The 13,984-nt window shown below is 42.8% G+C and carries 9 protein-coding genes and 1 pseudogene; 2 read left to right on the top strand and 8 right to left on the bottom strand.

The genetic code is table 11. From position 1 onward, the window contains the following. Positions 1-1,041 precede the first annotated feature (1,041 nt). A complete protein-coding gene (yghU, locus tag IQR33_RS18790) occupies positions 1,042-1,899 on the bottom strand; it encodes a glutathione-dependent disulfide-bond oxidoreductase (protein WP_053349291.1) in 858 nt (285 codons plus the stop codon). A 253-nt stretch (positions 1,900-2,152) separates the two neighbouring features. On the opposite strand from yghU, the pseudogene IQR33_RS35545 reads away from it, so the two are divergent. After that, positions 2,153-2,263, top strand: a pseudogene (locus IQR33_RS35545) (dihydrofolate reductase); the annotation flags it as partial. A 73-nt stretch (positions 2,264-2,336) separates the two neighbouring features. Here IQR33_RS35545 and IQR33_RS18785 read toward each other — a convergent pair. From IQR33_RS18785 to IQR33_RS18775, 3 genes are all read right to left on the bottom strand, one after another. Further along, a complete protein-coding gene (locus IQR33_RS18785) occupies positions 2,337-3,791 on the bottom strand; it encodes a sucrose-6-phosphate hydrolase (RefSeq protein WP_042523221.1) in 1,455 nt (484 codons plus the stop codon). 31 nt (positions 3,792-3,822) lie between these two features. Next, positions 3,823-4,746 (bottom strand): aminoimidazole riboside kinase, encoded by a 924-nt coding sequence (locus IQR33_RS18780; protein ID WP_017819849.1) that lies wholly within the window; start codon positions 4,744-4,746, stop codon positions 3,823-3,825. Positions 4,747-4,911: 165 nt separating this feature from the next. Beyond that, positions 4,912-6,351: a sucrose-specific PTS transporter subunit IIBC gene (locus tag IQR33_RS18775; RefSeq protein ID WP_025767958.1), complete on the bottom strand. Its 1,440-nt coding sequence runs from the start codon at positions 6,349-6,351 to the stop codon at positions 4,912-4,914. A gap of 235 nt (positions 6,352-6,586) precedes the next feature. Between IQR33_RS18775 and IQR33_RS18770 the strand changes: the two genes are divergently transcribed. After that, entirely contained in the window at positions 6,587-7,573 is a 987-nt protein-coding gene (locus tag IQR33_RS18770; RefSeq protein ID WP_005373712.1) for a LacI family DNA-binding transcriptional regulator, read from the top strand. A 63-nt stretch (positions 7,574-7,636) separates the two neighbouring features. On the opposite strand, the gene IQR33_RS18765 is transcribed toward IQR33_RS18770, so the two are convergent. The 4 genes from IQR33_RS18765 to IQR33_RS18750 all read right to left on the bottom strand — a co-directional run bounded on the left by IQR33_RS18765 (position 7,637) and on the right by IQR33_RS18750 (position 13,712). Continuing rightward, a complete protein-coding gene (locus tag IQR33_RS18765) occupies positions 7,637-9,010 on the bottom strand; it encodes a carbohydrate porin (protein WP_042523226.1) in 1,374 nt (457 codons plus the stop codon). A 742-nt stretch (positions 9,011-9,752) separates the two neighbouring features. Next, positions 9,753-10,631 (bottom strand): alpha/beta hydrolase, encoded by an 879-nt coding sequence (locus tag IQR33_RS18760; protein WP_042523228.1) that lies wholly within the window; start codon positions 10,629-10,631, stop codon positions 9,753-9,755. Positions 10,632-10,663: 32 nt separating this feature from the next. Further along, positions 10,664-12,607 carry a TonB-dependent receptor domain-containing protein gene (locus IQR33_RS18755; RefSeq protein ID WP_033906196.1) on the bottom strand — a complete coding sequence of 648 codons (1,944 nt, stop codon included), beginning with the start codon at positions 12,605-12,607 and terminating at the stop codon, positions 10,664-10,666. Between the two features lie 151 nt (positions 12,608-12,758). Further along, positions 12,759-13,712 (bottom strand): LysR family transcriptional regulator, encoded by a 954-nt coding sequence (locus tag IQR33_RS18750; protein WP_017819843.1) that lies wholly within the window; start codon positions 13,710-13,712, stop codon positions 12,759-12,761. Between the last annotated feature and the right edge of the window lie 272 nt (positions 13,713-13,984).

Here is a 13,984-nt window from a genome sequence, read left to right as displayed (position 1 = left end):
CAATGTTTGTCGAAAATAATGAGAGGTAGGTAGAGCTTTCGTCTTGAAGAATGAAACAGGAGCGAAAATAATTCCGTAACGCTATGTTTTTTGAGAGGAGAGAAAAAGCGCGCAAGTCAATTCAGGGAGTAAGTTGGTATAGGAAAAGTAGTTGAGCTTTTATCCATATCTAAATAGGAAACAACAAAAACAATCAACAATAAGCCCAGCTAATTACTTACCAAGAAAACATACTGAAAACGCATCATAAAATCGCAATTAATTATCGATAAATTTAAAAACCTCAGATTATAATTTATGTAAATTTCATTTATTATTAAATCGGAGAAAAATACAGCTTTCCTTTTTTAAAACTAAGAGACGATTTTTTCGATGTTTTTAGGTTTATCTCATCAGAGAACTTGGTATAACAGTGAGGGATAAGGCATCCGGACTTAGCGCGAAAGGATAACCCACTGTTATTTAAGTTCACACGCTGCTTTTTAATGACTAGAGACTTTAAACTGCGGTTACCTTGGGTTTGTGTAGCTATTCTTTGACGTACCCCAACCCAATACGACTCAAACGACGACATCATACATATCCTCTTTCATGATATAAGCATTAATAATTAAACATCGCTAAAAGCTAAGCTTGTCTTAAATAAAAGTACTAGAAATTAATTTTATTTCTTCAAAACAAATCAACCCGCATATTCCACATAAATTTAGTGGTTATGTCAAATATTAATTATCATTAATTTCATTTATAATGGATATAAAATCGGTTTATAATTTTTAAATAATTTAATTATTAGAAAGCAGTATAACCAGTCCATATTTAACATGGAAATATGAGCTTTGTTTTGCATCATAACATATAAATACATTAAAGATTCATCTACGAACTAAATGCTCTTCAATAGGTGATATAAATTAGAATTTCGAGACTAAATGAGAATAAAAATAGCGCACCGTATATGGTGCGCTATAGATTTGATTAAGGTCACTGTATAAGCATAAATAAAACTAAACTCATTTGACGTAGCTAGGCCAAGATTGCTTATGGTTTAAGTTTCAATACTTTATCAATATCTTCTGCGCTGTGGCGCTCAGGTAACTGCTCCCATTCTTCACCCCATGAACGGTTCACAATTCGACCACGTTTTACCGCTTCACGCTCATCAATTACTTTTGCCCAACGCACAACGTTTTTGTAGCTTTCTACGTCTAAGAATTCAGCCGCATCGTAAGCACGACCCAACACAAGGTTGCCGTACCATGGCCATGTTGCGATATCAGCGATGCTGTACTCATCGCCACCTAGGAATTCATTGTTCGCAAGACGCTTGTCTAATACATCTAACTGACGTTTTGCTTCCATTGTAAAGCGGTTGATTGGGTACTCGAACTTCTCTGGTGCGTACGCGTAGAAGTGACCAAAACCACCGCCTAGATATGGCGCAGAACCTTGCAGCCAGAATAACCAGTTCATTACCTCAGCACGCTTAGCGCCTTCTTTTGGTAAGAAATGATCAAACTTCTCTGCTAGATAAAACAAGATGTTGCCAGATTCAAACACGTTCACTGGCTCAGAACCCGAACGGTCAACCAATGCCGGAATTTTAGAGTTTGGGTTAACAGCCACAAAGCCAGAGCCAAACTGGTCACCATCGCCAATCTTAATCAGGTACGCATCGTATTCTGCTGCCGTTACGCCTGCCGCTAAAAGCTCTTCAAACATGATCGTCACTTTCTGACCGTTTGGGGTACCCATTGAGTAAAGTTGGAATGGGTGCTCACCAATTGGAAGCTCTTGCTCATGACGTGCGCCAGAATCCGGACGGTTGATGCTCGCCCACTGACCGCCGTTTTCATTATCGTTTGTCCAAACTTTTGGTGGAATGTATTCGTTAGCCATTGTTTTCCCTTATTGTGTTTGAATGCATCTTCAAACTGACGGGTCTTACGCGCCAGCAAGCATTATTAACATCACCTCTTCGCCAACTGCGATTAGGCATACTCAAGATATTAGGTCGAATTCGCTAAATAAAAGTCCTGCAATCTCTTTTAGTTAGAACCTTTGGTTATGGGATTTTCTTTCACGCTATAAGTAAAAACGTCGCGATAATGTGAACTAGGTTCGAGATGCCAACGATGAGTAAGCTACACTCGGCGGCGCACCTCTATTTGGGGATTTAGAACAACCGCTAAACTTCAAAGTCACCAAGAATGAAGTTGTTCTGGATACCTTAGTTCAAACAACTTACGTGCGTGATAGGTAGTTAAGTTAGATAGTTAGAAAGAAAAACGCCCTTCACTAAATCAATGAAGGGCGTTTTAATGTATTCAAAACCGTTACTTAGCTGATTCAAACAAACCAGAAATACCTTTCAAAGGGAAAAGCCTTGCTTGCTCCAACCCTCTCAACGTTACCGTATTCAGGTCATCAATAAAGAAACGACTGGTCATCGTGTGTTTGCCACCATTAATGAAAATCTCGATGACAGAATTGTCGATATATATATCAATCGTCTGCTTAGCGTCCAATCTTGGTGCTTTTCGAATGCTACCAAATTCTTCCGCGTACAAATGAGACATGTGACGACGGTCCAGCATAAACTCGTGCTTTGTCGCACTAAAGACGATGTTGTCACCTTTGAGGTTACTCAGCTCAAGTTCAAAGCCATCGCCCTCAAGGTCTAATTGGATCAAACAACTTGTGCTTTCCAGTGTATGGGACTGTGCAAAGACTACCTCTTCTTTTCTTAAACTCTCCAATTCAGGGAGTGGAGTTTGAACAAGAAAACCATCTTTCAACGTTAGTTCTCTAGGAAGAGACAACATTCCTGCCCACTGGTGTGTGACCGATGGCGTGTCGATTTCTGGCAACCCTATCCATGCAATAAGAATGCGACGCCCATTCTCATCTAAATAGGTTTGTGGGGCGTAGAAATCAAACCCATAATCTGGCTGTAAAATATCTTGGTGGTTTTCTAAAGTCATCGACTCTAGGTTCAACTGATCACCCACGATATACGCGACAGAATAGATGTTTTTGAAATCATAAGGATTACTACTGCTCACGCCCTGTGGAGAAAACAGCATCACCGATTGACCATTAATCTCAAATAAATCAGGACACTCCCACATGTACCCAAGGTCAGAGAACTTGGTCTTGATAGGACCTTTATGCTGCCACGTTTTCAAATCTTTGCTTTGATAGAGCGCCATAGAACCATGCTCGGTTTTGGTTTGAGCACCCACCACCATCAAATAGTCGTCGCCTTTCTTCCAAACTTTTGGGTCACGAAAGTGCTCCGTGTAATGTTCGTTCTCAATGACTACACCGTGCTTTTCAATGCTGCCGTCTGAATCCATGGTGGCAAAACACTGTGTTGGGATTCGATTCCAGTTTTGGTCACGCTTGTTGCCAGTAAAAAACAGCAAAGCCTTGTTGTTTTCCACCAAAGCGCCGCCCGAATAGACACCATGTGAATCGTAGTCTTGGTCGGGATGAAGACCCACGCCATGATCAGTAAAATGGATGAAGTCTTTAGTAGAAAGGTGATACCAATACTTCATTCCATGGACTGGTCCCACAGGCGTCCACTGGTAAAAGATGTGGTGCTCACCATTGAAATAGCACAACCCATTTGGGTCATTTAACAGCCCAAATCTAGGGGCGATATGAAAACTAGGAAAGCCTTTATCTTGCTGACGTGAAAGTGTCATTTCTTCGATATCACACTGAGGGATTTGCTCAAGTCGACGATATCTTTGCTCTACAGTCCAACGGTTGTTTAAGCTCATAATTTTTCTCAACTGAAATTGGATCTGAAGATCATTGCCCAATAAATTGCAGCAACTCTGTCTGGGTCGGAAGCGCGGTCATTGCGCCTTTTTGCGTCGTCGCTAATGCACCACAGCCATTTGCCCATTGAATCGCAGAGCTAACAACAGGATGATTTTTCCAATCGTCATGCCGAGACAGGCATGCCAGTAGCCCTCCGACAAAAGCATCACCCGCACCTGTGGTGTCAATCGGACTAACGACTTGACCTGTGATCAGTTCACTCTGACTTTCAAAGACGCGCCAAACACCTTTCGCACCTTGTGTCACCAAGACCAAAGCAATATTCAAAGAGGCTATTTGTTGTAAACCTTGCGCCATCGACGTTGAGTCAGTTAAGAACAAAAGCTCTTCTTCAGAGAACTTAACCACATCGGCCATCGCTACAGCCTTCATCACGACAGCTTGGATTTCTGATTGATCTTGCCACACTTCATCACGCAAGTTAGGGTCAAAGCTAATGAAACCACCAGCGGCTTTTGCTCTTTTGATCGCCTCAAATGTGCTGCTTCGACTTGGCTCATTTGCCAGTGAAATTGAGCAAACGTGTAGCCAATCACCTTGCTTAAAGTTAGGGATGTCTTCAACAGACATAAACTGATCAGCGCTCGGTTTTACCATAAACGTAAAGCTGCGCTCACCTTGCTCGTCTAAATCCACCACCACTGTTGATGTTCTTTGCTCAGGATCTTTAACGAGAAACTCCGTGCTCACGCCCTCTTGATCGAGCGTTGATTGCATGAAGCGACCAAATGGGTCATCACCTACACGTCCAAAAAACGCACTCTTACCAGATAGACGAGCAATAGCTACGGCGACATTCGCTGGTGCACCACCGGGACATTTGAGTAAAGAAGTCTCAGATTCCGGTATTAGATCGACAACAGCATCACCAGTTACCCACACTTGATTCATCTTGCTTACCTTGAAATTAAAGCCCTGATAGTCCAACGTGTTGAACACCTTCACTACCAAGTAAAAATTGAAAAAGGCTAGCCAAGCCATTAGTGCTTGGCTAGCACCCCAAACATTTAGGAAAAGAAGTGGATTTTGGGGGACTCCACCCCTAAGGAGTTCAGATTAAGCCGCTGCTTTTCTACCGACTTTAGCGCGGTCACGCATACCAAGAACAATGGTGAGAACAAATGCGGTCAAGAACGCGATCACCATACCCGCGATGTAGTACCCAATCTTCTCTGGCGTAATGGAAATGATGCCTGGAAGACCAGCTGCGCCCAATGCCTGAGCTTTCACATTAAACATTGTGATGAACGCACTTGATAACGCCGCAGCGCAAACTGCCGCAATAAATGGGTAACGTAGTTTTAAGTTAACACCAAACATAGCCGGTTCTGTAATACCCAGCAAACCCGTAACACCAGATGGAATCGCAATACCTTTCATCTTCTTATCTTTGCTCATCACGCCCACCGCCAACGCTGCCGCTCCTTGAGAAACGTTAGACATCGCCGCAATAGGAAAGATAAAGGTGCCGCCCGTCGTCGCAATATCCGCAAGAAGTTGAGTTTCAATCGCAATGAAGCTGTGATGCATACCAGTAATAACAAACGGAGCATAAATAAGACCAAATACCGCACCACCAACAAAGCCAGCAGTGTTGTATAGCCAGTTCAGACCATCACCCAATAGGAAACCGATATCACGCGTGAACGGACCGACGACAGTAAACGTCAGCAAACCCGCTATGAAAATCGCCAGTAATGGCGTTAAAAGGTTGTCTAAAACAGAAGGTATGACTTTACGTAAGCCTAGCTCAACCTTCGCAAGAATGAATGCCGATACCAAAACCGGTAACACCGAACCTTGGTAACCCACTTTTTGGATTTCAAAGCCAAGAATATTCCAAACCGGAATGTTGCCAGACACAGATGCGCCGCCGAATCCCCAACCATTCAGCAAGTCAGGGTGAACCATCAACATACCTAGCGCCGCCCCTAAATATGGGTTACCGCCAAACTTCTTACTGGCTGAAAATGCCAGCAGAATAGGCAGGTAAACAAACGGCGCGTTTGCAAACGTGTTGATCATGTTCGCCAAGTCTGTCAGTCCTGGGTTGGCATCAATCAAAGATTTGCCATCAATGAACAAGCCTTGAGCAGTCAATAGGTTATAGATACCCATCAACAAACCACCAGCGACGATTGCGGGAATGATTGGGACGAAAATATCAGACAGCCCTTTCACCGCGCGCTGAACAATGTTTTGTTTCTCTGCGCCAGCAGACGCAACGTCGTTGGTGGACATTTCACTCATCCCCGTCAACTTCGCCATTTCTGCATAAACTTGGTTTACGATGCCAGATCCAAAAATGATTTGGTACTGACCCGCAACTTTGAACTGCCCTTTTACTCCTTCAAGGCTATCAATCGCTTGTTCATCTATTTTTTGCTCATCTGCAACGGCAAGGCGTAAGCGTGTCGCACAATGCGCAAGTGCGGTGATGTTGCTTTTACCACCTAATAGAGTTAACAACTCTTTTGCTACTGCCGGATAATTCATTTCATACCCCATTGGATTATTATCTGAGCTTGCGAAATTTTCGGGAACGTTTGCAAAACAGATTTTTGCTCAATAAAACCAAATGATCAAAGATAAAGCAGAGAGAATGTGAGAATGATCGTCAAATTCTCTCCCTAAGAGCAGTATAGGAGGTTAGAATCGCTACTTATCAAAGAGCTTTTCATCTTCTCTTTGCAAACAATCCCAAAAACGAAAAACAGAATGGATAGGAACAATGGCGAGTCTGCATGATGTCGCCCGTCTGGCTGGCGTATCAAAATCAACAGTGTCACGGGTTATAAACGATGAATATGGCGTAAAAGAAGCGACAAAACTGAAAGTCCGCCAAGCAGTAGCGGAGTGTGGCTATGTGCCAAACCAAGTCGCTAAAGATCTAAAATCTCAAAAGACCAATCTGGTTGGTGTCATTGTTCCTCGGGTTTCCTCTCATGCCACATCCCAAGGTGTCGATGGATTAACCGATGTCCTTGAAAAAGCAGGGAAACATGTCTTACTTGCTAGCACTCACCAAGCCCACGAAAAAGAACTGGAATACATTCAGATCTTTAACCAAAAACGGGTTGAAGGGATCATTCTTTACGCCACCCACCTCGATTCCAAGCTGGTAAAAGCAATTCAAAACTCAGCCGTTCCAGTTGTGCTCGTCGGTCAAGATGGTTCCATGTTTAATATTCCAAGCATCATTCATGATGACGCACGAGTAGGGTTTGAAGCGGGAAATAGACTGGTTGCAAAAGGTTGCCAAACCATGGGTTTTATTGGCGTGCAAGGTGACGATATCGCGGTAGATAAGCAACGCTCTGAAGGATTTGTTCAAGCGCTGCAACACCATGGTTTTGAGATCGCCTTCCATGCTCGTGGTGACTTTACCATCGATTCTGGCTATTCATTGGCAAAACAACACTTAACAAAGAACCCTAAGCTAGATGGCTTGTTCTGTGCGACAGACCGTATTGCTATCGGTGCGATGAGAGCGATTCAAGAGCTCGGGTTAACACCGGGTAAAGACGTTTTAGTGCTAGGAGTTGGTGATGATGAGCTCGCATCAGTGTGTACCCCAACCTTATCAACATTTAACTATGCATTTGATAAAGCGGGTGAAAATGGTGCGAAACTGCTACTAGATAGAATTGCCAACAGAAGTTTTGAAATGAGTAAAATGGTACTAACCTTCAAAACAATTGAGCGTCAGTCCTGTTAATGAAAAAGCGCCAACTGAAATCAGTTGGCGCTTTTCTTATTACTCTTTGTCGGTTAGATCCCTTTAGAACCAAGTTTCCATTTGCAGTGCAAACAGAACTTCACCACCATCACCCATCGTTGCAGCACCCGCATCCTGGCTAATCGAGTAGCCATTCAAGTCTTCGCTCCAATCAACGTAGCTAACTGCAAAACGTAGCTCCGGACGGTCAAAGAAACCTGCAGCGGTAGACATCTTAAGCGTTGGTGCGATTGTCGCTTTGTAAAAACTGCCACTTGCTTTATCAATCGCATTGTCTAGGTCCATGTATTGGTATGAGCCTTCATAAACCATCTCAAAGTTCTGCGTAAACTCTTGCGCTAAGCGGATGTTGAACGATGCCCACGTAAATTCATCATTTTTAGCAAAGCGATCTTGGCTGTGTTCTGCTAGCAACGCAGGTGCTACACGCCAGTTGTCGCCGATGCGTGTTACACCATAGCTGAACAAGCGTACGGCTTTTGCGTCTTCTAACAAATCTCCGTTTGAACCGATGCCTTTAAGTTCCGCACCCAGTCCATCACCCATCAAAATACCGGTTTTAGAGAAGCCTTCACTCATGCCAAAGAAGGTATCGCCATGGTAAGCAAACATCGCATGTAAACCTTTGTCCGCTGCTCCTTCTACGCGATCATTGTTATCAGCTGACGTCATGCCGCTCAGCATCAATTGCCAATTACCGAAGCGGTTGTTCATTGTCGCGATATAGTTTTCAACATCCGTTGACGAGCTATCAATCTCACCAAAATCACGACCATAGATCGAGAAGTTTGCTTTCCATGATTCGCTCATTTGGACGTCATACACACCAGCACCAGTGCCAGATAAGAAAACAATATCCGAGTCAAAGAAGTGAATGTCAAAGTTATCACGATCAAATCGTTTACCAGCCCAAAACGTCGCGTCAGCAAAAGCTCTTGATTCAGAGAACATACTCAACTTGTTTAGCTCAGCATATACCTGACGAACGTTTAATTGACTCTCGCTCGCCGTCCATTCGTTATTGGTTTCCGTACTATCTGCCAACATGATTCGGAACAATGCGCTGGAACCATCATCTGCAAAACGTTTGTGAATAAGGTTTGCTTCCACATAGTGATCATCCTCTACCCCTAATCGCCCAACTGGAGCGCCAATAGCACCAGCTGCCGTCATGTAAGGACCAGTACCCACTGCACCATTCAGATCGTCATTAATCAGTAGCCCGGAACGAGCGTAGCCGTGAAACTCAAAGCTTGAGGCTTTCTCATTTGCTTCTGTGGATGCTTTTTCTGTCTGTTCAAGTCTCTGTTCTAATTCATTAATTCGCTTTTCAAGAGCGTCAACATCTGTTGCTGCGAATACAGGTGCAGTAACCAGTCCAAGCGCTACTGCCATCGTCAAAGTGTGTAGTTTCATTTCCATAGTCTCACGTAAATTTATACTTAGGCATATTGCAAACGTTCCCAAGAAAAATCGCAAACTTATGGTGACTTTAAATGTCCATCTAAAGCCTGAATTTCAGAGCGCTCGTACTCAGAGCGTCTCTACTACTTATATCAATGAGGGCGATAATATATAAACTTTTCGGGAACGTTACCGTTAAGAGGCCATTTTGTTACTTCTATCACGTTCAATTGTGTTACTTACAGAAAAATCATTAACCAGCGCACATTTGAATTAATTGTTAGCGCTAGAGGAAGTAGTTTGAAGGTGACAGGCTACAAAGAAGGGGTTTAGTGTTCATTTGAGAGAATAGTGCTCACTCGCTTCCCTATGCTACTTGATGGTAACTCATCTCTATTTGTTGATGAAAAGTAGCAGCTAAGGTTGAACGTAACTAAGAGCGAAGCGGATCTCGATACCTCATTTCAAACAACTTGAAAGGCTGTTAAGACGAGATAAACGACCTTCATTTTCTGTGAAGAGCGCTTTGTTGTTCTAATTCAAGCTAACGAAACACTTTTTTGGACAGAAGTACGTTAGAATACATACCCTAAAGTAGTCATAGATTTATTCAACCACTGCCTGAAAATGGGCCAGCCGCTCCCATTAATCAGAATGATAAAATGCCCAATAGAGATACATGAAAAAGCCAACTGTAATCACAGTTGGCTCAGTATTTCCCCTTGAACTTTTAAGCCTTATATTGACTAGAGCGTTAGTTCGGAAAGTGTTTATTTAAGAAGTCCAAAACATGAGTAACGTACTTCTCGGTATCAAAGACAGGTGCACTGTGTCCTACACCTTCTTCAATGAAAAGTTGGTTGGTAACTCCATGCTCATCAAGCTTAGCCTTAAGTATCTCACTTTGAGATAGAGGCACTCGCTTATCCAAGGTGCCGTGTAACTGTATATATGGTGGAGTATTTTCATTCACATAACTCGTCGTTGATGCTTTCTTGGCAAGCTTTGGAATATTGTTTGGAATATCTCCTAAGAAACGAGATACAGACGATTTTTTGCTGGTTTTCTTGCCACCTTTATTACTTAACTCAAGTAAATCGGTAGGGCCAAAAAAGCTTACTACGGCTGAGACCTTGTACTTTGGTGGCTCATAGAAATCTACTTGGTTGTATGCCGAGTTAGTCGCACCAATAAAGCCAGCGAGGTGCCCGCCAGCAGAGCGTCCCATTATCACAACATTGTCCGGTTTAATACCGAGCTTTTCAGCATTGTCGTACAAATAGTTCAGTGCATCATTAATGTCTTGTACTGGTTGAGGAAAGATCGCTTCTCCACTTAAACGATAATCAACTGAAGCTAGCGCATAACCTTCATTCAACACAGACTGAAGTAATAATGGGTTCTTTTCTGGGATGGCGTCTTTGCTCCCACGTTTCCATGCACCACCATGTACCCAGACTAATAACGGGTACTGAGTATTTGATTCAACCGAAGGAGTATAAAGATCGAGTTTAATCTCTCTTTCACCTACAGTTTTGAACAAGATATCCTTCTCTACATTGAACTCCCCAGCCAAACAGACAAAGGGCATAAGTAGCAGAGAGGTCATCGCAGACTTAATTTTCGTATTCATTGTTTTGTTATTCGCTTAAAAAAGTAAGTAGATTAGAAAGTCGCTTCAGCAGCTAACCAGTAGCGTCGGCCATCTTCAATGTAGCCAAACTCTTCCTCTGTGATTTGCTCATCGAACAAGTTATAAACCGCTGCCATTAACTTCACATTCTTAGTTACACGCCAGTTCACACCGAGATCCACGTAAGTAATAGAAGGTGCCAACGTTCTTGTGCTATCACTAGTGATGTTGTTTTTCTCTTTGCCTTGATAGTTCATGCGGGCCCATGAAGCAACATCATCACGCACTGCCCAATCACCATTAAGTGAGAAGATATGTTCAGGTGCTTGTACAAGAGGCAAGCCATCATCATCGTCATTAGTGTTCTTTTCACTACGAGTATACGAGTAGGTTGCACTTAGTGTAATTGACTCTGTAATACCCTTAGATACGGAACTTTCTGCACCATAGCTGTTCGCATCATCAATGTTGACGTAAGTGCGGTCGCAACTTCTGCTATCAGTACACGTCGGATCGACAAACTCACTTTCGATCTTGTCTTTGAAGTCGCTGTAAAACAAAGTAATGTTTGCAGAAAGGTCTCGCTCATTAACGTAATACAGTCCCATCTCTGTATTGATGGAGGTTTCTGCTGTTAAGTCTGGATTACCGTAAATAGAACAACGCCCTCTACAGCTCTCTTGAACCCACTCTTCGTCCATTTGTGTCAAACTAGGTGCTCGATAACCCGTAGACACACCACCTTTTAGCGTCCAACTAGGGTCAATAGACCAGACCCCGTAAGCTCTTGGGCTAAATTGCCCGTCAAAGATCTCATTGTCGTCGTAACGTAAACCAAGGGTGAGAGCGAATGTATCCGTGAGATACCACTCGTCCTCAGCAAATACTGCCCATTGCTTGTTTTTAGAGGTCAATGACAGTTTATTATCAGTCAGATCCTTTTGCTCGAAAGATGCGCCCAGTGTTAAGTAGTGAGCATTAAGAGGCAGACCCCATTGCGTATTAATTTGACTATTCTCGACTTCTTTATCTGCACCGATATTTTTTACTGTTTCATTACTGATAAATGAAGAACTTGTACCCCAAGAGTAGTTTCCGTCGTGGCTAAAACCAATAGATTGGCGTTCATATTCTCGTACTGCAACTTGAGACTCTCGCTCCACTGATTTACCTAGAGTGGTCTCTCGCTCTTGGTTATGATTGGTGAACTCCAGAGTAAAAGTGTCATCCGAGGTAGGTGTGAGGTACAAAGAAGCTCGATAGTTGTCGAGTGTCTTACCTGCATAACCACCTTCAATTTCATCTTCTTTTCTTTCCTGATACAGTCCAGTCAAAGAAGTACTCAACAGACCATCAATGACAGGGCCAGCAAGGTAAAGCTGCCCTTGATAGCTATTTCCAGATTTTGAATTTTCTTGAAGCGTCGTTTCTGCACGCAAGCTTCCGTGCCACTCTTGATAATTTTTACGCGTAATAATATTAATCACACCCCCCAAAGCATCAGACCCATAAAGGGTTGACATAGGGCCACGTACAACTTCAATACGTTCAATTGCACTCAACGGGGGAAGCCAGTCTTGTTCAGTAAACGTACTACCATTAGTTTGAGTTTCTCGACCAGACTGCTTCCTGCCATCAACAAGAATGGCCGTATATTGAGCAGGCATACCTCGAATTGAGATATCTTGGCCATCACCACCTCCTGTAACGGTTACCCCAGGTATATCACTTAAAGCATCAGTCAAATCTTTATATGAGCGATTTTCAAGTTGCTCTCGGGTGAGAACACTTATTGTTGCTGGCGCTTCTGTGACATTCTGTTCGTAACCAGAGGCTGTAACCACTACGGTTTCCATTGCTGTTGTATTGATACCAGTCTCAGGTAACTGGTCATTTGCAACAACGACCATAGGTACAGTAATACAAGCAGAAACAACTGATGTAGAAAATAGAGAGTATGTGAAAAGAGGCTTCATATTGAATAGGCTTAAAATGTAATTGCATTTAATAATTATTATCAATTAAACCTGATTATCATAATCACTGACAAGTTAATCACTATCGAGAAAAGAGAATATCACTATCCAATATACGAATAGTTAACCACGAATTACCCGATATAAGCATTTAAGCTAAAGTATCGGTTCCAACATAGAGCTGTTTAAAGATCTCTCGTACCCATTCACACATAGGATCATCGTTAAAGCGTTTGTGCCAATATAGGAAGACTTCTTGAAAGTCCAACTGTAGCTCGGCAGGTACTTCTCGAACGATCAAGCGAGGGTCTTGACAAGCTGCCTCTGCAAAAGGTGTCGGTAGATGAAATATAATCTCAGTCTCCGCAGCGATACTTGGAGCAGAACTAAAGTTATTCAGTTGCACTGGCGCTGATAAACGCTTTTTTTTGTTCGCTAACCCTAGCTCTTGGTATTTATGCTCAAACGACAATCGCTTCTCACCCTGCAAAGAGACTTGTCCAAAGTCAAATTCGGCCAAACGCTCTGGAGTTAGCTCTAAATCGGCCAGTGGATGATAGCGGCTCATAAGCAAACGGAAAGTACGCTTAGCAACAACCATTCGATAGATATTTTGCTCAGAGCTTGGCGGTTGATGAGAGGAAAGTGCGAAATGAACATCTCCAGCCACCAACGCATCAAAATGACGTTTTGGTGCTGAGTCCAAACTGACCTTAAGGTTTGGAGCCTCTTGCCGAATCTTAGCGATAACCTTAGGCATTAAGGTATTAATCTGAGGAAGAAGGCCGTAAACCTTAACGGTGCTTGATACAGTGCTCGGATCAAACGAGTCTCTATGGGCAAGTTTTTCTAAACTGGTAATCACATTATTGATGTCTTGCCTTACTGACTCTGCTTTTGGAGTCAGTTCATAGCCGTATTTCTTGCGCACCAGTAATTCGTCATTAAAGAAAACTCTCATTTTTTGCAGTGCTCGACTTACCGCAGACTGGCTCATATTTAAAGCCATAGCGGTGTTAGATACATGCTTCTCTTCGAGCAAGTGCTTTAAAACAAAGAGCAAATTCAGATCAATTTGAGATAAGTTCACGTCAATACCACCCATCAAGCTTCCAGTAGGTGGTATAGTACATAAATCTCTAGAGTTTGTGGTAAGTGTTTTCGATACTACAAGGCACTATTGAAACACAAGTCTGGTAGCAGGACAGTTTCCGTGCTAACACGAAAAGGGGCAAAAGTGTGTTTCAGTTCTTAAATGGGGAAGTGTTTTCCTCATATACCTCAACCAATACAGCTAGCCTTTCAAGTTTACAAATTAGTCTTATATTTGCTTTATCGAAAGGCATTGAGGTTACTTACCTTGGCGAGATTTTTTAA

Origin of the sequence: Vibrio sp. OPT46 (assembly GCF_015163535.1) — a bacterium.
In the GTDB taxonomy this organism is placed as follows: Bacteria; Pseudomonadota; Gammaproteobacteria; order Enterobacterales; family Vibrionaceae; genus Vibrio; species Vibrio alginolyticus.
This window is presented reverse-complemented; position numbering and strand designations above follow the sequence as displayed.

Coding starts and splice junctions, on each gene's coding strand:
- yghU (WP_053349291.1), bottom strand. CDS start 1,899: ATGGCTAACGAATACATTCCACCAAAAGTTTGGACAAACGATAATGAA.
- IQR33_RS18785 (WP_042523221.1), bottom strand. CDS start 3,791: ATGAGCTTAAACAACCGTTGGACTGTAGAGCAAAGATATCGTCGACTT.
- IQR33_RS18780 (WP_017819849.1), bottom strand. CDS start 4,746: ATGAATCAAGTGTGGGTAACTGGTGATGCTGTTGTCGATCTAATACCG.
- IQR33_RS18775 (WP_025767958.1), bottom strand. CDS start 6,351: ATGAATTATCCGGCAGTAGCAAAAGAGTTGTTAACTCTATTAGGTGGT.
- IQR33_RS18770 (WP_005373712.1), top strand. CDS start 6,587: ATGGCGAGTCTGCATGATGTCGCCCGTCTGGCTGGCGTATCAAAATCA.
- IQR33_RS18765 (WP_042523226.1), bottom strand. CDS start 9,010: ATGAAACTACACACTTTGACGATGGCAGTAGCGCTTGGACTGGTTACT.
- IQR33_RS18760 (WP_042523228.1), bottom strand. CDS start 10,631: ATGAATACGAAAATTAAGTCTGCGATGACCTCTCTGCTACTTATGCCC.
- IQR33_RS18755 (WP_033906196.1), bottom strand. CDS start 12,607: ATGAAGCCTCTTTTCACATACTCTCTATTTTCTACATCAGTTGTTTCT.
- IQR33_RS18750 (WP_017819843.1), bottom strand. CDS start 13,712: ATGGGTGGTATTGACGTGAACTTATCTCAAATTGATCTGAATTTGCTC.